At 66.9% G+C, this 20305-nt stretch carries 20 protein-coding genes and 1 riboswitch; of the genes, 13 read left to right on the top strand and 7 right to left on the bottom strand.

Going from position 1 to position 20305, the window contains the following annotated elements:
• Nucleotides 1-75 precede the first annotated feature (75 nt).
• The 5 genes from glyA to ribD all read left to right on the top strand — a co-directional run bounded on the left by glyA (nt 76) and on the right by ribD (nt 4178).
• Nucleotides 76-1329: a serine hydroxymethyltransferase gene (gene glyA, locus N5D45_RS02970; protein WP_010481990.1), complete on the top strand. Its 1254-nt coding sequence runs from the start codon at nt 76-78 to the stop codon at nt 1327-1329.
• 67 nt (nt 1330-1396) lie between these two features.
• Nucleotides 1397-1816: a hypothetical protein gene (locus tag N5D45_RS02965; protein WP_279938449.1), complete on the top strand. Its 420-nt coding sequence runs from the start codon at nt 1397-1399 to the stop codon at nt 1814-1816.
• Between the two features lie 27 nt (nt 1817-1843).
• Nucleotides 1844-2293, top strand: coding sequence for a hypothetical protein (locus N5D45_RS02960; protein WP_049482087.1), 450 nt, complete (start codon nt 1844-1846; stop codon nt 2291-2293).
• Between the two features lie 149 nt (nt 2294-2442).
• The gene (gene nrdR, locus N5D45_RS02955) at nt 2443-2964 is read left to right on the top strand and encodes a transcriptional regulator NrdR (protein ID WP_010481984.1); all 522 of its coding nucleotides are present in this window, start codon (nt 2443-2445) and stop codon (nt 2962-2964) included.
• A gap of 128 nt (nt 2965-3092) precedes the next feature.
• Nucleotides 3093-4178 (top strand): bifunctional diaminohydroxyphosphoribosylaminopyrimidine deaminase/5-amino-6-(5-phosphoribosylamino)uracil reductase RibD, encoded by a 1086-nt coding sequence (gene ribD, locus N5D45_RS02950; RefSeq protein WP_279938448.1) that lies wholly within the window; start codon nt 3093-3095, stop codon nt 4176-4178.
• A 36-nt stretch (nt 4179-4214) separates the two neighbouring features.
• Here ribD and N5D45_RS02945 read toward each other — a convergent pair whose 3' ends face one another.
• From N5D45_RS02945 to N5D45_RS02935, 3 genes are all read right to left on the bottom strand, one after another.
• A complete protein-coding gene (locus N5D45_RS02945; RefSeq protein ID WP_279938447.1) occupies nt 4215-4883 on the bottom strand; it encodes a hypothetical protein in 669 nt (222 codons plus the stop codon).
• Nucleotides 4884-5014: 131 nt separating this feature from the next.
• The gene (locus tag N5D45_RS02940) at nt 5015-5899 is read right to left on the bottom strand and encodes a hypothetical protein (protein WP_279938446.1); all 885 of its coding nucleotides are present in this window, start codon (nt 5897-5899) and stop codon (nt 5015-5017) included.
• Between the two features lie 151 nt (nt 5900-6050).
• Nucleotides 6051-6671, bottom strand: a complete 621-nt coding sequence (locus tag N5D45_RS02935) for a hypothetical protein (RefSeq protein ID WP_010481980.1) — start codon at nt 6669-6671, stop codon at nt 6051-6053.
• A 188-nt stretch (nt 6672-6859) separates the two neighbouring features.
• Nucleotides 6860-7005, top strand: a riboswitch (FMN riboswitch).
• A 74-nt stretch (nt 7006-7079) separates the two neighbouring features.
• On the opposite strand from N5D45_RS02935, the gene N5D45_RS02930 reads away from it, so the two are divergent.
• The 5 genes from N5D45_RS02930 to thiL all read left to right on the top strand — a co-directional run bounded on the left by N5D45_RS02930 (nt 7080) and on the right by thiL (nt 11022).
• A complete protein-coding gene (locus N5D45_RS02930; protein ID WP_164192276.1) occupies nt 7080-7706 on the top strand; it encodes a riboflavin synthase in 627 nt (208 codons plus the stop codon).
• The gene (gene ribB, locus N5D45_RS02925) at nt 7703-8803 is read left to right on the top strand and encodes a 3,4-dihydroxy-2-butanone-4-phosphate synthase (protein WP_279938445.1); all 1101 of its coding nucleotides are present in this window, start codon (nt 7703-7705) and stop codon (nt 8801-8803) included. Before N5D45_RS02930 ends, ribB begins: the two co-directional genes overlap by 4 nt.
• Nucleotides 8804-8982: 179 nt before the next feature.
• Entirely contained in the window at nt 8983-9450 is a 468-nt protein-coding gene (ribH, locus tag N5D45_RS02920; RefSeq protein ID WP_005408061.1) for a 6,7-dimethyl-8-ribityllumazine synthase, read from the top strand.
• Nucleotides 9447-9926 carry a transcription antitermination factor NusB gene (gene nusB, locus N5D45_RS02915; protein WP_005408062.1) on the top strand — a complete coding sequence of 160 codons (480 nt, stop codon included), beginning with the start codon at nt 9447-9449 and terminating at the stop codon, nt 9924-9926. The genes ribH and nusB overlap by 4 nt, the downstream gene beginning before the upstream one ends.
• 130 nt (nt 9927-10056) lie before the next feature.
• The gene (thiL, locus tag N5D45_RS02910; RefSeq protein WP_057504223.1) at nt 10057-11022 is read left to right on the top strand and encodes a thiamine-phosphate kinase; all 966 of its coding nucleotides are present in this window, start codon (nt 10057-10059) and stop codon (nt 11020-11022) included.
• Between the two features lie 10 nt (nt 11023-11032).
• Here thiL and N5D45_RS02905 read toward each other — a convergent pair whose 3' ends face one another.
• The 3 genes from N5D45_RS02905 to N5D45_RS02895 form a co-directional block, all read right to left on the bottom strand.
• Nucleotides 11033-14023, bottom strand: a complete 2991-nt coding sequence (locus tag N5D45_RS02905; RefSeq protein WP_279938444.1) for an ATP-binding protein — start codon at nt 14021-14023, stop codon at nt 11033-11035.
• 99 nt (nt 14024-14122) lie between these two features.
• A complete protein-coding gene (locus N5D45_RS02900) occupies nt 14123-14845 on the bottom strand; it encodes a fimbria/pilus periplasmic chaperone (RefSeq protein WP_197656662.1) in 723 nt (240 codons plus the stop codon).
• A 60-nt stretch (nt 14846-14905) separates the two neighbouring features.
• A complete protein-coding gene (locus N5D45_RS02895) occupies nt 14906-15418 on the bottom strand; it encodes a fimbrial protein (RefSeq protein ID WP_279938442.1) in 513 nt (170 codons plus the stop codon).
• Nucleotides 15419-15692: 274 nt separating this feature from the next.
• Here N5D45_RS02895 and N5D45_RS02890 point away from each other — a divergent pair, with 274 nt between their 5' ends.
• The 3 genes from N5D45_RS02890 to N5D45_RS02880 are packed head-to-tail and all read left to right on the top strand — an operon-like array spanning nt 15693 to nt 19704.
• Complete coding sequence (locus N5D45_RS02890; RefSeq protein ID WP_279938441.1) at nt 15693-16643, top strand: fimbrial protein; 951 nt, start codon at nt 15693-15695, stop codon at nt 16641-16643.
• Complete coding sequence (locus N5D45_RS02885) at nt 16640-19156, top strand: fimbria/pilus outer membrane usher protein (protein WP_279938440.1); 2517 nt, start codon at nt 16640-16642, stop codon at nt 19154-19156. Before N5D45_RS02890 ends, N5D45_RS02885 begins: the two co-directional genes overlap by 4 nt.
• 38 nt (nt 19157-19194) lie before the next feature.
• Nucleotides 19195-19704, top strand: coding sequence for a fimbrial protein (locus N5D45_RS02880; protein ID WP_279938439.1), 510 nt, complete (start codon nt 19195-19197; stop codon nt 19702-19704).
• 95 nt (nt 19705-19799) lie between these two features.
• On the opposite strand, the gene N5D45_RS02875 is transcribed toward N5D45_RS02880, so the two are convergent.
• Nucleotides 19800-20210: a hypothetical protein gene (locus N5D45_RS02875; protein ID WP_279938438.1), complete on the bottom strand. Its 411-nt coding sequence runs from the start codon at nt 20208-20210 to the stop codon at nt 19800-19802.
• Nucleotides 20211-20305: the final 95 nt, after the last annotated feature.

The raw sequence follows: 20305 nt of genomic DNA, 5'->3' as shown, positions 1-20305 counted from the left end.
GCCCCAGCAGGCCGGTGCGGGGCTACAATCGGGGGCTGAGCCGTACCCCCTTTTCCCTGCCTGCTGGAGTACCCGATGTTCCCGCGTGACGTCCGCATCGAATCCTACGATCCCGAACTGGCCAAGGCCATCGCCGCTGAAACCCAGCGCCAGGAAGACCACGTCGAGCTGATCGCCAGCGAGAACTACACCAGCCCGGCGGTGATGGAAGCCCAGGGCAGCCAGCTGACCAACAAGTACGCTGAAGGCTACCCGGGCAAGCGCTACTACGGTGGCTGCGAATACGTGGACATCGCCGAGCAGCTGGCGATCGACCGCCTCAAGCAGCTGTTCGGCGCGGACTACGCCAACGTGCAGCCGCACAGCGGTTCGCAGGCCAACCAGGCCGTGTACTTCGCCCTGCTGCAGCCGGGTGACACCATCCTCGGCATGAGCCTGGCCCACGGCGGCCACCTCACCCACGGTGCCAAGGTGAATGCCTCGGGCAAGCTGTTCAACGCCGTGCAGTACGGCGTGAACGATCAGGGCCTGATCGATTACGACGAAGTCGAGCGCCTGGCCCTGGAGCACAAGCCGAAGATGGTCGTGGCCGGCTTCTCGGCCTACTCGCAGGTGATCGACTGGGCACGCTTCCGCGCCATCGCCGACAAGGTCGGTGCCTACCTGTTCGTCGACATGGCCCACGTTGCCGGCCTGGTCGCCGCAGGCGTGTACCCCAGCCCGCTGGAGCACGCCCACGTGGTCACCTCCACCACCCACAAGACCCTGCGCGGCCCGCGCGGCGGCATCATCGTCGCCAAGGGCGCCGACGAAGACCTGGTCAAGAAGCTGCAGTCGATCGTGTTCCCGGGCATCCAGGGTGGTCCGCTGATGCACGTCATCGCCGGCAAGGCCGTCGCCTTCAAGGAAGCGCTGGAACCGGGCTTCAAGGCCTACCAGCAGCAGGTGGTGAAGAACGCCCAGGCGATGGCCAACACGCTCATCGCGCGCGGCTACAAGATCGTCTCCGGTGGCACCCAGAACCACCTGATGCTGGTCGACATGATCGGCAAGGACGTGTCCGGCAAGGACGCGGAAGCGGCGCTGGGCAAGGCGCACATCACCGTCAACAAGAACTCGGTGCCGAACGACCCGCGTTCGCCGTTCGTGACCTCGGGCCTGCGCCTGGGTACCCCGGCGGTGACCACCCGTGGTTACGTTGAACAGGACTGCGTGGACCTGGCCAACTGGATCGCCGACGTGCTCGACGCGCCGAACGATGACGCCGTGATCGCCCGCGTGCGCGACGCCGTCAGCGCGCAGTGCCGCAAGTACCCGGTCTACGGCTGATCGGGGAGTGGGGTCGGATCCCTTCCCGCAGGGAAGGGCTCTGACCCCAGCATTGGAGTGACCGCGCATGGATGAGCGCCACCTCAAGTATCTGTACACCGCCCTGGCGGTGCTGCTTGGCCTGCCCAGCCTGGCGATGGGCGGCGCGGCAGCGACCATGCTGCTGCTGATGGGGCTGGGCCAGTTCGGTCACGGCACGCTGGCCTCGGTGACGGTGATGCCGCTGTGGGGCCTGGCCGGCATTGCCGGCTGCCTGGCCTGGTTGTGGCTCAGTGCGGGTTTTCTGATGCGGGGGCGTGCCGGGCTGCACGTGCACCGTCTCTGGTGGTGGATGCTGCTGGCGGGCGGTCTCGCCGCCTTGCCCCCGCTGGGGCTGGCGCTGTGGTGGGGCGTCACCGTGCACGCCGAAGGCATCACCCTGTTGCTGCTGGGCCCGTCGATGCTGGTGCCGGCTGCGATGCTGGTGTGGATCAAACGCTGCGCATGACGTGGCCCATGGAAGGAAATCGAACGCATGGATGAGCGTCTGCACAAACGCTGGATGGCGATCGCCGGCCTGCTGGCAGGCCTGCCCACCGTGGCGGCAGGCGGCACGGGTGCCGTGCTGGGGCTGATGGTCGTATGGGATGGCAAGTACCTGACAGGCGACGAGCACACACTGTTGCTGCTGTGGTCGACGGCTGGAATCATCGGCCTGCTGTCGTGGTTGTGGTTGAGCGGCCTGTTCCTGGGGCGTGGCCTTGTCGGCCTGCGCGATTCCCCGGTTGTCGCCTGGGTGGGGTTGGCGCTGGGGGGGCTGGCCGCATTGGCCGTGGTTGCCGCCACGCTGTACTTCACCTTCAAGCACGGGGAGATCTCGACATTGGCCTTCCTCGGCTTTGGCCCACCGTTGCTGGTGATGGCCGGGCACCTGGTGTGGCTGCGCTGGGCACGCGCAGCCTCGGTGCCGCCGGCACCCGGTTGAGCGCACAGCGCTGACCGCGCTGGAGGCTCTGTTCGGCTGAAATGCACGCACTTCCGCGCAGACAGCATTTGCTGCGGGACCCTTTCTCAGGTACCTTTGCGACGCTGCCATGACCGTGGCAATAGGTACTTCCCTGAGCCAGGCGTTCCATGCATTGCCCCTTCTGCCAACATGCCGATACCCGGGTCATCGACTCGCGCGTCTCCGAAGACGGCGCGACGATCCGTCGTCGGCGTGAATGCGAAGCCTGTGGCGAGCGCTTCAGCACCCTGGAAACGGTTGAGCTGAAGCTGCCGGCCATCGTCAAGAGCGATGGCACCCGCGAGGCGTTCGACCAGCGCAAGGTCCGCGCTGGCTTCGACCGCGCGCTGCAGAAGCGTGCGGTGGCCGAAGACAAGATCGAAGCGGCCGTGCGTGCGGTGGTTCACCAGCTGCGCATCAGCGGCGAGCGCGAAGTGCCTTCGATCAAGGTCGGCGAGTTCGTCATGAACGAACTGCGCAAGCTCGACCACGTCGGCTATGTGCGCTTCGCATCGGTCTACCGCAGCTTCGAGGACGTGGCCGATTTCCGCGAGGAGATCGAGAAGCTGGAACGCGACCTGCCGTCCAGCACCGAACAGCTGCAGCTGCTGGGCGACGTGATTGCCCTGACCAAGAAGAAGAAGGGCTGACCGCCTTTTCCCTGGTAGATGCCAACCTTGGTTGGCACTGATGGCGTGGATCTCCTTTGCTCTGGTGGGTGCCAACCTTGGTTGGCACTGATGGCATGGATGCACACCGGCGGCGTTACCATGGCCGCATGACCACCCCGTTCTCCGTCCTCGACCACCTGCACATGGCCAACGCACTTCGCCTGGCCGGGCGTGCCGCCTACACCACCCGCCCCAACCCGATGGTCGGCTGCGTGATCGCCCATGGCGAACGCGTGGTCGGGCAGGGCTGGCACCAGCGCGCCGGTGGCCCGCATGCTGAAGTGTTCGCGCTGCGCGAGGCCGGCAGCGACGCCCGTGGCGCCACCGCCTACGTCACCCTGGAACCCTGCGCGCACTACGGGCGCACGCCACCGTGTGCGCTGGCACTGATCGAAGCGGGCGTGTCGCGTGTGGTCGCGGCGATGCGCGATCCGTTCCCCAAGGTCGATGGCGGTGGCTTCGATCTGCTGCGCAATGCAGGCATCGACGTCGCCGAAGGGCTGATGGCGGCACAGGCGCGCGAGCTCAACAAGGGCTTCCTGTCGCGCGTGGAGCGCAACCGCCCGTGGCTGCGGGTGAAGCTGGCCGCCAGCCTGGATGGCCGTACCGCGATGGCCGATGGCAGCTCCAAGTGGATTACCGGTCCGGCCGCGCGCGAAGACGTGCAGCACTGGCGCGCACGTTCGGGTGCGATCCTGACCGGCGCCGACACCGTGCTGGCCGACGACCCGATGCTGACCGTGCGCCTGGCCGATACCGAGGTGATGCCGCCGCTGCGCGTGGTGCTTGATTCACGCCTGCGCTCGCTGGAATGCAGCCGTGTGCGCGAGGGTGGGGCGCCGACCTTGTACCTGCATGGCACAGCAGTGAGCGCACCGGATGCGGCCGACGCCGAATTTGCCAGCGTGCCCTGTGTTGATGGGCGGTTGGACCTGGGCGCGGTACTGGCGCTGCTGGCCGAACGTGGCATCAACGAAGTGCATACCGAAGCCGGCGCGACGCTGGCCGGTGCCTTGCTGCGCGGCGGCTGGGTGGACGAACTGCTGCTGTATCAGGCGCCCACGCTGCTGGGCGATAACGGTCGTCCGCTGCTGGCCGGCCTCGGCATCGAGGCGATGGACCAGCAGCGCCGATTGCGCGTGGTCGACCAGCGGCAGGTGGGCGAAGACATCAGGTTGCTGCTGCGGACATAACGGGCCCAGGTAGTGCAGGGTTGAGCCCGACGGACTTCAAACGTCATCACACAGCTCATCCTCCTGCGGCAGCAGCGGTTCACCCAGCCACAACTCGATCGGCAGCAATCGCCACAGGATTGTCTGGTAGAGCTGATGCACACGCTCGGCATGGGCGAACGCATGGCGTGCCTGGGACCACCCGGTGACCCGGCTGCAATGTGGTACATCGGGTCCGTCGCGCAGCATCGCCGCCCAGCGCAGGAAAAGCGCATCGATGCGTGCCTGGCGCCCTGCTTCAGGCGCGGCCCGCAACGCCAGATACTCCTGCCGGAGGGGTTCCACGTCGGGATGCTGGCAGACCAGTGGGTACAGGCCGATCTCCGGCGATCCCGACGGCACGAACTCCCGGGCAGCGCAGCTGACCCTCGGCAGTCGCATTGCCAGTGCCTGCACAAAGGCTCGCGTGGCAGCCGGGGAAGGCGCAGTAGAACCCTGCCGCGCGAGTGCCGCAGGCACATCGTCCACAAGCAACTGCCACTCCAGGGCAACGGCAGGCTCGTATCCCTCTCCCTGCTCGCGCAGTATCTGCCGGGCCGCGGCATCGTCGTGCAGCAGCACCTGCGCCTGCAGGGTGTATTCGGCCTGCGGCGAAAGATCGCCTGGCGCGGAGGCTACCGCCCAGAGCGGTGCTCCCAGCAGCAGGATGAAGACGGGTTTCAGCATGGCGGCACACGGGCAATCCAGGAGGGCCCTGAGGATCAGGGGCGTTCCTTGCACGGATCCATGCAACTTGTCTGAAAATGTGCAGCGTTGCGGGCGTCGCCGGGCATGGCCCGGCGCTACCGCTTACCAGCTCACGCGCATTCGTCGGTCCACATCATCTCGGCGATCGGGCGCAGTGCCTTGCACTCCTGCGTCATCTCCTCGGCCGACTGCACCTGCGCCTTGGCCTTCAGTTCCTCGGCCATCGCATCCACGCCGCTGATCTGCTCCGGCGCGATCTTCGCCACGCAGGCGCGGTGCTGCTGCAGCAGCAGGTCGCAGCCCGGTACGCCGGTTACTTTCGGCGCGCTGGCGGCCTGTGCATCCTGCATCCAGTCCTCGAACGGCGCCAGCGCACCGGCTACGGTGCCCACCAGATCGTCGAAATTACCGCTGTACCAGTAGCCGTTGTCCTTGGCCGGGTACAGGGTGAAGGTGCCGCTGACCGGCACGCGCACGCCACTCTGCAGTGCCTGGGTGTAGGCATCGGTGAACTGCTTGCGCGCGGCCGGGCTGGCGTCAGACGCGAGGCTGGCGGCAAACAGCGGGCGGACCTTGCCCAGGTCGGGCAGCTGGCAGCTGTAGGTGATCCGCGCCAGCTTCTGGTCTTCAACGTATTCGTTGTCTTCGACCACGCTCTTGGTCGCGCGGCACTTCGAATCACGCAGCGCCTTGGCATACAGCGCTTCGGTGGCCGCAGCGTCGGACTTGTCACCGGCGCTGGCCAGCACGGTCTGCCAGGGCTCGGCCAATGCCTTGGCCAGCGCACCCGGGTTTGGGGTCACGGCGTCCTGGCCTTCGAAGGCCGGCTTCAGTGCGTCGTTGAGCGTGCGCGTGGCGACCGCGTCGTCTTCCAGCAGCACGCGTGCGTACAGGTCGAAGGCCTGCTCGGGCGTCAGCTGGGCCGGTGCAGCGCTGGCAATCAGCGGGGCGCACAGCAGCACGCTGGCCAGAAGGGTACGGGTGGGGGTCTTCATGACGGTGTTTTCCTGTTCCAGAGGCGCGCAAGCCTAGCGCATCTGCCCACACTTTCGATGGCGCGATGCAGCCAGGTGACGGTGTGCAGCGGACAAAAAACGGGCCCCTTGCGGGGCCCGTTCGATCGCACGACGAGGAGCGATCGTTGGATCAGAAGCTGGCGCGCACGCCGGCCGAGTACTGGGTGACGTCACGGTAGCCGGAGATCTCGCCCACCAGACCCCAGGTCCTGGTGAAGTTGATCTGGCCGCCGACGGTGCCGACCCAGGTGCCCTTGAAGTTGTTGCCGCCGTCCATGTAGCCGGCCTTGGCCCAGGCTTCGGTCATGCGCGACGGCTTGCCGCGGATGCCCAGGGTGGCGCGGCCCAGGTTGGTGTGGTCCTTGTAGCGGTCGCTGTAGCCGTCGTAACGGTCGGTCAGTTCAGCACTCTGGCGCACCCAGGCGATATCGGCGGTGAAGTCCAGGCGGTCGGTCCACGGCATGTGGTAGCCGATGCCCAGCTCCGGCTGGTTCAGTTCCAGCTTCAGCGAGCCGTCGCTGTAATGGTAGGTCTTGCTGGTGCGCGACCAGCCACCGAACACGTAGACCTGTTCGGCGATGGCCACAGAGCCACGCAGGTAGCCGCCGTCGACCTTCGGGTCGTCCAGTGCGTTGTCGTCAACCTTGACCTGCGTCCAACCGCCTTCGACGTAGGTGTAGCTCAGGGCGTCGGCCGAAGCCGAGAGCGGGGCGGCGGCCAGCAGGGCGGCCACGATCAGCATCTTGCGCATGGGAATTCCTGTGAATTTCAGTCCTTTGGCGGGCCTGCCCCAGCGGGCTGCCCGTGGCGACCTCATGTCGTCCAGGGTGGAATTTTAATGAAAGTTTTACAAGTTGCGAGCGACGGCCGTCACAGCTGTGGCATCCGACCCCGTTCAGCCCGGGCTGGTACACTAGCCGGGCCGGTTCGCCGGTACACAAACGTCTTCAGGGCGGGGTGCAATTCCCCACCGGCGGTAGGTGCGCAAGCACGAGCCCGCGAGCGCCCCGGCCCACGGCCGGGGGTCAGCAGATCCGGTCCAATGCCGGAGCCGACGGTCATAGTCCGGATGAAAGAAGACGGTGCCACAGGGCTCATGCCCTGCGCGTGCCTGTTTGCCTTGCGGCGTTTTTCGCTCACTTTTCGCGGAGAACGTTTCTTGTTTACTGGAATCATCGAAGGCGTCGGCCGTCTGGCCGCACGCGAATCCATCGGCGGCGATGTCCGCTTCACCTTCAATGTCGGGAATCTGCCGTTCGAAAACGTGCAGATGGGCGAGAGCATTGCCATCAACGGCGTCTGCCTCACCGTCATCGCATTCGACGCCAGCAGCTTCCAGGCCGATGCCTCCACCGAGACCCTGGGCCTGACCACGCTGGGCCAGTTGGGCGAAGGGGCGGTCATCAATCTCGAACGTGCCATGCGCCCGACCGACCGCCTCGGCGGCCATCTGGTCAGCGGACACGTCGACGGCCTCGGCCAGGTGCTGTCCATCCACGAAGACGCGCGTGCCCAGCGTTGGCGTTTCGCCGCGCCGGCCTCGCTGCGCCGCTACATCGCCAAGAAGGGCTCGATCTGCGTGGATGGCGTCAGCCTCACGGTCAACGAAGTGGACGATGAAGGGTTTGACGTCGCCCTGATCCCGCACACGGTGGCCAACACTGCCTTCTCCGCCGCAGGCGTAGGCAGCGCGGTCAATCTTGAAATCGATCTGGTCGCCCGCTATGTGGAGCGGTTGATCAGCGTGCCGGCCAACGGTCAGCACCCGCACGGAGATGCCGCATGAATTTCGCCCCGATTCCGGACATCCTGGAAGACATCCGCCTGGGCCGCATGGTGGTCATCGTCGATGACGAAGACCGCGAGAACGAAGGCGACCTGATCATGGCCGCCGAGCTGGTCAAGGCCAGCGACATCAACTTCATGGTCACCCATGGCCGTGGCCTGGTCTGCCTGCCGTTGAACCGCACCCGCGCCGCCGATCTCGGCCTGGCGCCGATGGTGCAGGCCAATACCGCGCAGTTCCAGACCAATTTCACGGTCAGCATCGAGGCCGCCGAGGGCGTCACCACCGGCATCTCGGCGCATGACCGCGCCCACACCATCCGCACCGCGGTGAAGCCCAACGCCAAGCCGTCGGACCTGCACCAGCCGGGCCACATCTTCCCGCTGATCGCCCAGCCGGGTGGCGTGCTGACCCGCGCCGGCCACACCGAAGCCGCCGTGGACATGGCCATGCTGGCCGGGCTGGAGCCGGCCGGCGTGCTGGTGGAGATCCTGAACCCGGATGGCAGCATGGCGCGCCGCGCGGAGCTGGAAGTGTTCGCCCGCGAGCACGGCCTGAAGATGGGCTCCATCGCCGACCTGATCGCCTACCGCCTGGCCACCGAAAAGACCGTCGAACGCGTGGACGAGCGCGAGATCGAGACCGAATTCGGCCCGTTCAAGCTGGTCACCTACCGCGACCGCATCGCCCACGACCTGCATTTCGCCCTGGTCCGTGGCACGCCGGATGCCGACACCCCCACCCTGGTGCGGGTGCAGGTGGAAAACCCGTTGGCCGACCTGCTGCACTGGCGCCGCGACGATTTCGGCGTGGCCGCCACCGATGCCCTGCGTGCGATCGATGCTGAAGGCAGCGGCGTGATGGTGGTGCTGCAGGCCCCGCGTGATGGCGAGGCCCTGCTGGCCCGCCTGCGCCAGCAGCCGGCGCCGGTGGTGCCGGGCAAGGACAAGGACGTGAGCCAGTGGCGCCGCAACGGTGCCGGCGCGCAGATCCTGTCCGACCTGGGCCTGGGCAAGCTGCGCGTGCTGGGCACCCCGCGCCGCCAGATTGGCCTGGCCGGGTACGGCCTGGAAGTGGTGGAGACGGTGGCCCTGTAACCCCCTTGGTGTGCCGACCAACGGTCGGCACCCACCGTCCGCCCTCTGGTGGGTGCCGACCATGCCCTGCCTGTGGTGGGTGCCGACCGTTGGTCGGCACACCCTGCAGGCCCCCGCCAGCCACGGCCGGGGCCCATCCACGCTAGAATTACCCCCTTATCGAGTCCCCCAAGCCGCATATGAGCCACTTCGAAGGCGATCTTCGCACTCCCGAATCGGCGCGCTTCGCCATCCTGGCCAGCCGCTGGAACGCCCGCATCACCGATACGCTGGTCGCTGGCGCCCGCCAGAGCCTGGCCGGCAACGGCATCACCGAAGCCAACATCGACGTGATCCGCGTGCCGGGTGCCTGGGAACTGCCGCTGGTCGCCGCGCGCCTGGCTGCCGCCCATGAACACGCCGCCATCCTCACCCTGGGCTGCGTGATCCGTGGCGATACCCGCCACTATGAACACGTGGCCGACCGCTGCGCCGAGGGCCTGATGCGCGTGCAGCTGGACTTCGGCGTGCCGGTGCTGAACGGCGTGCTGGCGGTGGAACGCGTTGAAGACGCCGAGGCCCGCGCAGGCGGCAGCCACGGCAACAAGGGCGAGGAAGTCGCACTCGCCGCATTGGAAATGGTCAATCTTCTGGAGCAGCTGCCATGAACAAGAACACCCAGGGCAAGCCCTCCGGTAAACCCGTCCGCCGCGATGGCGTCGATCCGGTGCTGCGCTCGCGCGCCCGCCGTCGTGCCGTGCAGGCCATCTACGCCTGGCAGATCTCCGGCGGCAACGCACAGTCGCTGATCGCCCAGTTCGCTCACGAGCAGGCCCGCGAAATCGCCGATCTGGCGTACTTCGAGGCACTGCTGCACGGCGTGCTCGACAACCGCCGCGACATCGACGAAGCGCTCGGCCCGTACCTGGACCGTGGCATCGAGGAAGTGGACGCGATCGAACGCGCGGTGCTGCGCCTGGCCGCCTACGAGCTGCGTTACCGCCTGGACGTGCCATACCGCGTGGTGATCAACGAAGCCATCGAATCGGCCAAGCGTTTCGGTTCCGAACACGGCCACACCTACGTCAACGGCGTGCTGGATCGTGCTGCCGTGGAATGGCGCAAGGTCGAATCGGGTCACTGACCCGGTTCTGCTCGTCCTGGACGGGCCGTGACCTGCTGGGTCGATACCGGCCCTGACTCCGCTTCTGGTGGGTGCCAACCCTGGTTGGCACCGATCCCCGATATCGCCGCCACCCCCACGGGAACGCCCCATGTCCCTGGCTGAATTCGCCCTCATCGACCGCATCCGCGCCCGCACCGTCGAGCGCGACGACATCGTGCTCGGTATTGGTGATGACGCTGCACTGCTGCAGCCGCGCCCGAACGAACAGCTGGTGGTCACTGCCGATACGCTCAACAGCGGCGTGCACTTCCCGGCCGAAACGCCGGCGTTCGATATCGGCTGGAAGACGCTGGCCGTGAATCTCTCCGACCTCGCCGCGATGGGCGCGCGCCCGGCGTGGTGCACGCTGGCGCTGTCGTTGCCGGAAGCCAGCGAAGACTGGATCGAGGCCTTCGCCGACGGTTTCTTCGCACTGGCCGACCAGCACGACATCGCCCTGATTGGTGGCGACACCACGCGTGGCCCGCTGTCGCTGTCGGTCACCGCGATGGGTCAGGTCTCACGCGGCCAGGCGCTGCGTCGTGATCGCGCACAGATTGGCGATGACATCTGGGTCAGCGGCACCCTCGGCGACGCCGCCGGTGCACTGCGCCTGTGGCAGCAGGGTGCGCTGAACGTGGCCACCGCCACCCTGCTGGCCGACTACGAAAGCCTGCGCCTGCGCCTGCTGCGGCCGACCCCGCGCGTCACCCTGGGCCTGCGCCTGCGTGCGTTCGCGCACGCGGCGGTGGACGTGTCCGATGGCCTGCTGGCCGACCTGGGCCACATCGCCACGCGCAGTGCGGTGGCCGCGCATGTCGATGCCGATCTGTTGCCGATCTCGAATGCGCTGCGTGAGTTGCTTGGGCGCGAAACCGCCCGCGAATGCGCACTGCGGGGTGGCGACGACTACGAACTGTGCTTCACGGCGGCTGCCGACCAGCGCGACGCGCTGCATTACCTCGCCGAATCGCTGGATGTGCCGCTGACCCGTATCGGCCGCATTGCCGAAGGGCAGGGCGTGCACGTGGATGGCGAAGCCGCCGGCGGCGGCTACCAGCACTTCGCCGGTTGAGGGTGCGGGCTCAAGCCTGCTGCGCGGCAACCTGACGTTCGATGCCAGCCGCGATCAACGCGATGGCCTCAATGACGGTTGCCTTCGACGTCGCATCTGTCGCACCGCTGCTGCGCAAGGCCTGCTCGGCCTGCTGGCAGCTGCGCGCCGCCTGGGGCTCTCCCAGAAATACCAGCGCGCCGGCGAAGCTGTGCAGCTGATCGATCATGGCCGGTGCATCGGCACAGTCCAGCGCCTGGGTCAGCGCCGCGTAGTCGCGATGCGCGGTCTGCAGGAACGCCTCGCGCATCTGCCGCTGAACCGCCTCGCTCACCACCGGAGGTAAGGGTGGCTGTGCCGAGCGATCGAGGTCGAATCCATGCAGCGCGGCCTCCAGCGACGGCAGGTCGAGCGGCTTCAGCAGCAGCGTGGACATGCCGGCCTCGCTTACGCGCTTTGCGTCCTCGGGCATCGCATTGGCGGTGAGTGCGACGATGGGGATGGAGGGGTCATCCGCACGCAGTTTCCGGGCCAGCCCGTATCCGTCCAGGTGCGGCATGTTCAGATCAGTCAGCACGATGTCGAACCGGCCCGCGCGCCAGCGTTGCCACGCCTCCTCGCCGTCGGCCGCGAGGGTGACCTGCCAACCCAGCGCATGCAGTTGCCCCAGCGTCACGTCACGGCTGATCACGCTGTCATCCACCAGCAAGGCGTGGCCACGCGGGGAATGCGCGCGCTCTACAGGCGCTGGCCGTGGCGGCGTGCCTGCCACGGCGGTGGTCCGGCGTGCTGGAATGTCCAGGCGGAAAACGCTGCCGGTGCCCGGGGTGCTGCGCACGCCAAGGGTGCCGCCGAGCAGTTCGGCGAAGCGTTGGCACAAGGCCAGCCCCAGGCCGCTGCCGCCGTGCTGCCGTGCCGAGCCGGCACCGACCTGCACGAACGGTTTGAACAACACGGCCTGTGCTTCGGCATCGATGCCCGGGCCGGTATCGCGCACCTCCACGTGCAGCCACTCGCTGCCATCGGGCTGCACCGAGGCATCAATGCTGACCGCCACCGTTCCCGATGCCGTGAACTTCACCGCGTTGCCCACCAGGTTGTTGATCACCTGCGCCACGCGGCCTGCGTCGGCCACGTAGGCCGGCCCCAGCGCATCGCCGGTGTGCAGCTCCAGGCGCAGGCCTTTTGCGCTGGCCTGTGGCTCGAACAGTGTCGCGGTCTGCTGCAGCAACGCACGCGGGTCGAAAGGCGCCGGTTCCAGCGTCATCAGCCCGGCTTCGATACGGGAAAGATCCAAGGTGTCGTTCACCAGCCCCTGCAGCACATCGGCAGCGCTGCGCGCGCGCGTGACATGCGCGTGCGCCGCCGCCGGCATGGTCTGGCGGGCAAGCAGTTCAAGGTGGCCGAGCACGCCGCTCAAAGGGGTACGTATTTCATGGCTGATCATTGCCACGAAGGCGGTCTTGGCCTGGTCCGCGGCCTCGGCATCGTGCTGGGCCTGTTCGGCATGACGCCGTGCATCCAGCAGGCGCTGCTGGGTTTCGGTCTGTGCGGTCACATCGGTCACCGCGCAGACCCAGATCGCCCGCCGCTGGTAGCGCGCGGCGGCCACAATGGATTGCAGGTAGCGCGATGGACCGTGCTCATCCGCGGACGGCGCCTCGAACAGCTGCCCGTGTACCTGGCCGTCAACGCGTTGCACCAGGCGGCCGACCAGTGCGTCCAACAGGTTGCCGGTGGTGTCGCCGATCAGCTGCTCCAGTGCCTGGTTGTGCAGGATCAACTGCCCGCTCTGCTGGTCGAGCAGGCACAGGCCGACCGGCGACGTTTCGATCAGCGTGCGGCTCAACGCTTCGCTTTCATGCACCCGTGCGGCTTCTTCCAGCGCCGGCCGCAGCACGCGCCGGTCCACCAGCAGCAACAGCGTCCACAGCGCGGCCAGCAGGGCGGTCAGGGCCAGCCCGCCCCCGAGCAGATAGGTCTGCTGCGCCGTCCAGATGTCGGTCCAGCGGTAGAGCCGCAGCAGCGTCCAGTCGATGCCCTGCAAGGGTGCGGACATCACGAAGGCACGGCCGGCAGGCAGTGCCAACAGCGTAGGCCGGGGCGATGGCGCGGCGCGCAGCGCAGGCCCGGAAATCGCAGCGTCCGCAGCACTGCGCAGAACATCGTTTCCCTGCCGGTCCAGCACCACCCACGTCCCCGGGCTGGCCTCCTCCAACCGCTCGCGCAGGCCTTGAAGCGGTTCAAACGTCAGCCGGTTGATGAAGGGGGTGCCATTGCTGCGCAGGCGCATCTGGGTGACCAGTGCATCCTCGCCGGTGAACGGATTGCGGCCGAAGTAGGCGCGCAGCCGGCCACTGTCCAGTTGAAGCTCGGAGTCCGCACCCGCTGACTGCCAGCCGGCATCGGCGGTCTGTGCCAGCGCGGCCAGTGCCTGTTCACGGGTAGGCACCTTCATGAGTTGCAGCAGCTGCGCTTCATCATGCAGCCCGGCGATCGCAAACAGGCGCCCTTCCGGTTCGAAGGCGAAGGAGATCAAGGAAGTGGGCGAATCCTGCGCCGCGACGGTGGCGGCCATGTACGCCGAATAGGTCTGCACCATGCCCAGGTACGCCGCCTCCGCCTGTGGCGGAAGACGGCCCTCGCGCGGGGACAGCGCCAGCCAGGGGACGGACAGGGCGCCGGGTGCCACCACGCCGGCCTGGCCATCCTGTGCTGAAAAGCGGGCAGCAACAGGCAGGCCACCGGCCACCAGTGCGGTTTGCTGGGTAGCCCACAGCATGGCGTTGGTGTTCAAGCTGGCCACGTAGGCCCGCCTGCGCTCGCCAATGTAGCGATCCACCGTCTGCTGGCCGCGCTGCAGCGCCTCGCGCTCGTTGAGGTGCACCGTTTCCAGCCGCAGCCACAGTGCGGCGCAGCCGGCGGCCAGGAGAAGCAGGGTCAAGATGGCACCGCCACCGAACAGCAGCCGGCGCTGCAAGCCTTGCAGGGTGGCAAGCACGGAGCCCAGGGGTGACGCCATGGTGCGAACCTGCGATGTGAGACTGTGGCCTGCAGCGTGACGCGTCTGCCACCCTCGGCGCAAGTCGTTGCCGGTGCACTGCGGAAGCCCGATCTACGCTTACCGATCAACGCGCGCCTCGGCCTCACGGGGCGTGCCGTAATCATCCAGCCATTTGAACGCCACCGTTGCGGGCATCGCTGCACCTTCCGGAAGCGCATAGCGCACCTGTGCCCCCGGCGCGATCATGTCCACCTCCACGCGGCGGCCATCGACCAGCGTCAATGAACTCAACGACACGTGGTACGCGCTCGGGTTGCGTACCTGCAGGGCATCACCATCGGCAGACCATTGCAGCGTGGCCGCCGCATCGCGTGCATTGCCCGGCAGCCCGGCGGGGCGATGGAACAGCTTCACCCGTGTACGCACCGCGAACTGCAGCAGGTTCCTGCCGCTGGCATCGCTGGGCTTGGGCGGAATGTCCAGCAGATTGAAATAGAACACCGATTCGCGGTCGGTCGGCAGCGGTGCTTCCGACGGGCGTGGTGCGTAAGTGACGCGATATGCCTGGCCCTGCTTGGGCTGCAGCAGGCGTGGCTCGGCCGGTGTCAGCCGGAACGGCGTGCGTACGTTCTCCGGGCGCGACTGGCTGTCGCCGTCATCGATCCACACCTGGGTCATCGCCGGCAGTTCACCCACGTTGTTGGCCCTGACTGTCACGTCGCGGCCCTTGCTGGCATCGTGCACGATGCGCGTGCCCTGCAGCGTCACCGCAGCCGATGCCGGCAGGGCTACCGAGACAGACAGCAGCGCGCATATCCACGTCATGGCGCGGAGTTTCATGGTCAACCTCGTTGAAAGGGGCAGGCCGTTGCTGCGTGGCGCCGGCCTGCCGGAAGCGCGTTACTTGTAGAGCACCACGAAGTCGCCCGAGGCATTGGCGGTGCCAGCGGTCGCGTTGGTGGCCGGCGAGGCGTACCACGCGCTGTAGTCCAGCTGGCCGCTGCCACCGGCGGCGATGGTCACCCACACGGCCGGGTCCTCACCGATCTTCTGCTGGTTGCCCGCAGCGTCGTACAGGGCAACGCCCACGTTGGTGGCGGTCGAGGCTGCGGTCAGTGCCAGGTTGCCGGTGCTGCCGTGGGGCGTGCCGCCGAAACGCACACCTACATCCTGTGATGCACCCGAACCCGAGCAGTCCAGGGCGATGGTGAAGTTCTTCTGGCCGGCACGGGTGCTGGCGTTGACCGAGGCCAGATCCACCTTGCCCATCGGCACGGTGATGGTGCCGCCGGTGGAGCCCACCGAACAGGTGGAGGTCATCAGTTCGCCGGTGATTTCCAGCGTTTCGGCAGACACCGACGACGCGGCGATGGCGAAGACGGAAAGGGACAGCAGGCGGAGCGTCAGGGACATGACAGTTCTCGGTTGTGGAATGAAGGCACGCAGTGGCCGCCCACGGCAGCCAGCGCGGCCAGTTTCGACGCGCGCGCCAGGCCACGGAATGCAACAAGTTGCAAAAGCGCGTTGACGTTCGCGAACTGCAATTAATCCGATAGAAAGCGGTAGCCGCACTGCCTAGACTGCGCGGCCTCGATTGGTTGCCGGAAGAATTGCCGTGTGCGCTCCCGCCCTACTTCCCGTCGCTACGTGGTGCAGATCGCGTGTGCCCGGGTTGCTGGTGCTATTGATGACTGCTGCGATTGCGCTGCAAGCCCAGCAGGCCAGTGCGGGCTGTGTGAGGTTGAATCCGGGTGATCAGGATTTGACCGTGTTGCTGACCATGCCGAACGTAGATCGGCCAGATACGTTCTATCGGGTTGCCAATACAGGGGCCATCGCCAGTGGATTCGAATGTGATGCTGGAACGACTGCATTCATCATCGATGCGCCATCGGCGGGTCTCTCCTACGAGCGGGACGTAGCCTATGGGGGCACTCTGTACAAGCTGTACAGCTTGGGTCCGCGTTCGCCCTTGATTGGCTTTGCTCATAGTGTGCGACCCACCCGAGTGGGGGCGTTCGGTGGTCCGGCCCTGGAGATAGGTGGATCAAATAGAAATCCGGGCTATACGCTCACTGCTGATGAGCCGATGACGGTCAGTGTGTTTCTGGCGTTCTTCTTCCGCGGCGGCGCGATGGAGAGCATCCCCATGACCAACCTGGGCACCATTACCTCGTCGGTTGAGGGTGACCCCAGTCAATCGATGCAGCACCATGTGCGGCTGGAGATCACCGTCCCCCCCGTCACCTGCACCCTCGCCAACGTGTCCCACACGCTCGACGACGTTGTCGCCAACGAACTCGCCGCCAGCGGCAGCAACGCAAAGGAATCCAGCTTCGACGTTGCGATGAACTGCCCGATGGACAACATCGACGTGCAGCTGTCGGTGGCCGACGCCAATGGCCCGGGCAGCCGCAACGGCCAGCTGGCACCGGCTCCAGGTACCACAGCCGGTGGCGTGCAGGTGCAGCTGCTGCGCGGTGGCCAGCCGGTGCAGTTCGGCCAGGCGTGGTCGCACGGCTGGTCCAGCAAGGGGCAACAGGCCATTCCGTTCAGTGCGCGCTATCTGCGTACGGCCGATCCGCTGGTGCCCGGCGACGTCAAGGGCGAGGCGGTGCTGACCGCCGACTACCGATGATGGCTGTCAATCGTACCCGTGCCGCCACGCGCTCGCTCTGCGCCGCCATCGGTGGGGTGCTGTCGGCTGGATTCGCACTGGATGCCACGGCAGTCCCGGTCGAGTTCAGCGAAGGTTTCCTGATCGGCGGCGAAGCCATCGACATGGCGCGATACGCCAACGGCAATCCGCTGCCGGCCGGCGACTACGCGGTGGACGTGCATGTGAACGGCGAGTACCTGCGCAGCCAGGACATCCGTTTCGTCATCCAGAACGACCCGCAGATTGCGGTGCCGTGCCTGTCACCGGCGCTGGTGCGCGGCCTGCCGTTGAAGCCTGCATTCCTGGAGGCACTGCCCGCCGAAGAAAGCAGCTGTGTGGATCTGCCAGCGCTGGTGGAGGGCGCCAACAGCACCTTCGACAGTGGCGAGCTGCAGTTGTCCCTCAGCATTCCGCAGGCGGCACAGGCCATCGCCGCGCGTGGCTTCGTGGCACCGGAACTGCGCGACGACGGCATCACCGCTGCCTTCATCGATTACAGCGCCAACCACTACCGCAGCCAAGGCAGCGACAGCAGTTACCTTGGGTTGCGGGCAGGCGTGAACCTGGGCGCATGGCGCCTTCGCCACCGCGCATCGTTCACCCATGGCAGACAGGGCACCCGGCACGAGGTCATCAGCAGCCATCTACAGCGCGACATTCCGCGCTGGAACAGCCAACTGCTGCTGGGCCAGGGCAACACCGGCGGCGAGCTGTTCGAAAGCGTGCCGTTTACCGGCGTGCGCGTAGCCAGCGACGAGCGCATGCTGCCCGATTCGCTGCGTGGCTATGCGCCGATGGTGCAGGGCATCGCCGAAGGCAATGCGGTGGTCACCATCCGCCAGAACGGCAGCATCATCCACGAAAGCAATGTGGCGCCGGGCCCGTTCACCATCGAGGATCTGTATCCCACCAACTTCGGCGGCGATCTGGACGTCAGCGTTACCGAAGCAGATGGCCGCGTGCAGCGTTTCAGCGTCAACTTCTCGGCCGTTCCGCAGGCGCTTCGCGCGGGTTCGTCGCGCTTCGCGGTCACTGCCGGCGAGCTGCGCGACACCGGCAACACGCTGCAGACGCTGCGCTTCACCGAAGGAACCTATGCCCGCGGCGTGAACAACCGGCTTACCGTGCTGGGTGGCGCCCAGCTGGGTGAGGGCTATCGCGCGTTGCTGGCCGGTGCTGCGGTCAACACCGCCATCGGTGCATTTGGTGCCGATGTCACCCATTCGCGCGCCTGGCAGCGCGGCAGCGAAACCATTGCGGGCAACAGCTTCCGCCTGAACTACCAGCGCTATGTGGCGCGAACCGGTACCAATGTCGGCCTGGCTGCGTACCGCTACAGCACCCGTGGGTTTCTCAGCCTCAACGACGTGGCGCGGGTGCAGAACGACGATTGGGGGCTGGGACAGCGCGCCCGCCAGCGCTACCAGGTGAACTTCTCGCAGAGGGTGGGCCAGCGCAGCAACCTGTATCTCAGCGGCGGCCATGTGTCTTACTGGGACAGCGCCCGACGCCGCAACGATTTCCAGGTGGGCTTCCAGAGCACGCTGGGGCGGGTCAACTACGGTGTGTCCGCGCTGCGCTTCCGCATGGGCGATGGCCGCCAGGACACGCGCTATGCGTTCACCCTCAGCGTGCCGCTGGGCCGTAGCGCCAACGCACCGCGTGCCAGCACCCAGCTCAGCCAGGCCGATAGTGGCAGGCAGTCGCAGCTGGGCATCACCGGCAGCCTGGGTGAGTCACGTGCGCTGAGCTACAGCCTGTCCAGCGCACAAGGCAATGGACAGAACAGCCATAGTGCTTATGCCGCGTGGCAAGGCAGCCGTGGCAATCTCAATGCCGGCTACAGCCGCAGTGGCGACTACCACAGCCTGTCGCTTGGCGCATCGGGCAGCGTGGCGCTGCACAGCGGTGGCCTGAACCTGGGTGCTCCCGTGGGCGACGGCTTCGCGCTGGTGCAGGCGCCGGGTGCGCAGGGCGCACGCATCGGCAGCAGCACCGACCTGCGCGTGGCGCGCAACGGCTACGCGCTGCTGCCGCACATCAGTCCCTATCGCTGGAACACCATCGACCTGGATCCCTCCGGCCTGCCGATCGAGGTGGAGCTGCTGCAGACCTCGCAGCGTGTGGCACCCACCGCCGGTGGCATCGTGCGCGTGCCGTTCCAGGTGCGCCGCGAGCGCACGCTGTTCATCGACGCCACTGACGCGCTGGGCCAGCCGCTGCCGTTTGCGGCGGTGGTGCAGGGCGAAGACGGCGCGCCGGCCGGTGCAGTCGGGCAGGGCGGGGTGATCCAGCTGCGCGGTGCGCAGGACAGCGGCGCGTTGATCGTCGATCCCGATGGCAAGCGGCGCTGCCGCATCGACTACCGCATGCCCGAGGCGCCGGATGCCTACGGGTTGTCGTGGAGCCAGGCCGTGTGCGTGCCGCAGCCGCTGCCGCCGGAAGGTCTGCAAGTACGTGCAGCCGATCCAATGGACATCACCGCACCGTGATCCCTCGTTTCCTCAAATCAACCTGCAGGAGCAACGCCATGTTCCCTACCCGATTTCAACTGATTGCAGTGCCGATGCTGTGCCTGATGGCTTCAACCGCGCATGCCCAGGCCACTCTCACCATCAGCGGCCGCGTGCTGCCGGGCACCTGCACGCTGGCGGCCCCGGCGATCGCGCTGGACCCGGTGAAGGCCGATGAAATGACGCCAGGTGCCGCCAGCAGCGTGAAGGCCGGTGCACTGAACTTCACTGGCTGCGTGGGTGTCAGCCGCGCGCGCCTGTCCTTCGATGGCACGGCCGCCGACGGCGATCCGGAGCGCTGGAAGAACACTGCCGCCACCACGCCAGCAACGGGTGTGACGGTCGCGCTGCTGGCCGGCGCGACCGGCAACACCTATCTGAAGAAGGGCGACACCGATATTCCGGTGGCTGTCTCTGGCGCGACGGCGTCCTATCCGCTGCGCGCGGGTTACTTCATTCCCAACACCAGTGGTATCAACGCCGGCAATATCTCCACCGAGATCGTGGTCACCGCCGCCTACGATTGAAAGCCGGTACGGCCCTGTAGAGCCGAGCCCACGCTCGGCTGCTCTTCGGTCAGGCTCCAGGCAAGCCGGGCGTGGGCTCGGCTCTACAGAAGCCGCTAAGCTGCGTGCAGCTGCACATCCACATACTCGGCCAACCCCCGGCACGCCAGCAGCAACCCCTCGCGCGCGTCATCGTCCACCTGCTGGCTGATCTCGCCATCCACGCGCACGCGCTCGGTGGCGTGCAGCAGTTCAAGTAGAAATGTCAGCCCGGCATTGGCGCGGTCGATGCGCGCCAGTGCCAGCCGCTGCCCCGGCGTGCGGCCTTTGCCCGGCCACGGCTGTCCATCGGCGGCGTCGCCCTGGCGGATGTGCTGCAGGCAGTGCAGCAGCGTGATGGTGCCGGGCGCTTCGACCTCCTGCAGTGCGGCGAAGGTGCTTTCCAGCGTGCGCGCCAGATCGTCGGGCAGGCGCGTGGCGGCCTCGCCCAAGGTGGCAAACAGATGGGGATAGTGTGACGTGGTCATGGCGGCGTCCTTGTGTGCGAAGCAAGGGGCCACCCCGCTTAACAGCGAGGGTGGCGGACGGTGCGTGGTTGCAATACCGGAGGTTGATGTAAAAG

It is taken from the genome of Stenotrophomonas sp. GD03819 (assembly GCF_029841665.1).
In the GTDB taxonomy this organism is placed as follows: domain Bacteria; phylum Pseudomonadota; class Gammaproteobacteria; order Xanthomonadales; family Xanthomonadaceae; genus Stenotrophomonas; species Stenotrophomonas geniculata.
This window is presented reverse-complemented; position numbering and strand designations above follow the sequence as displayed.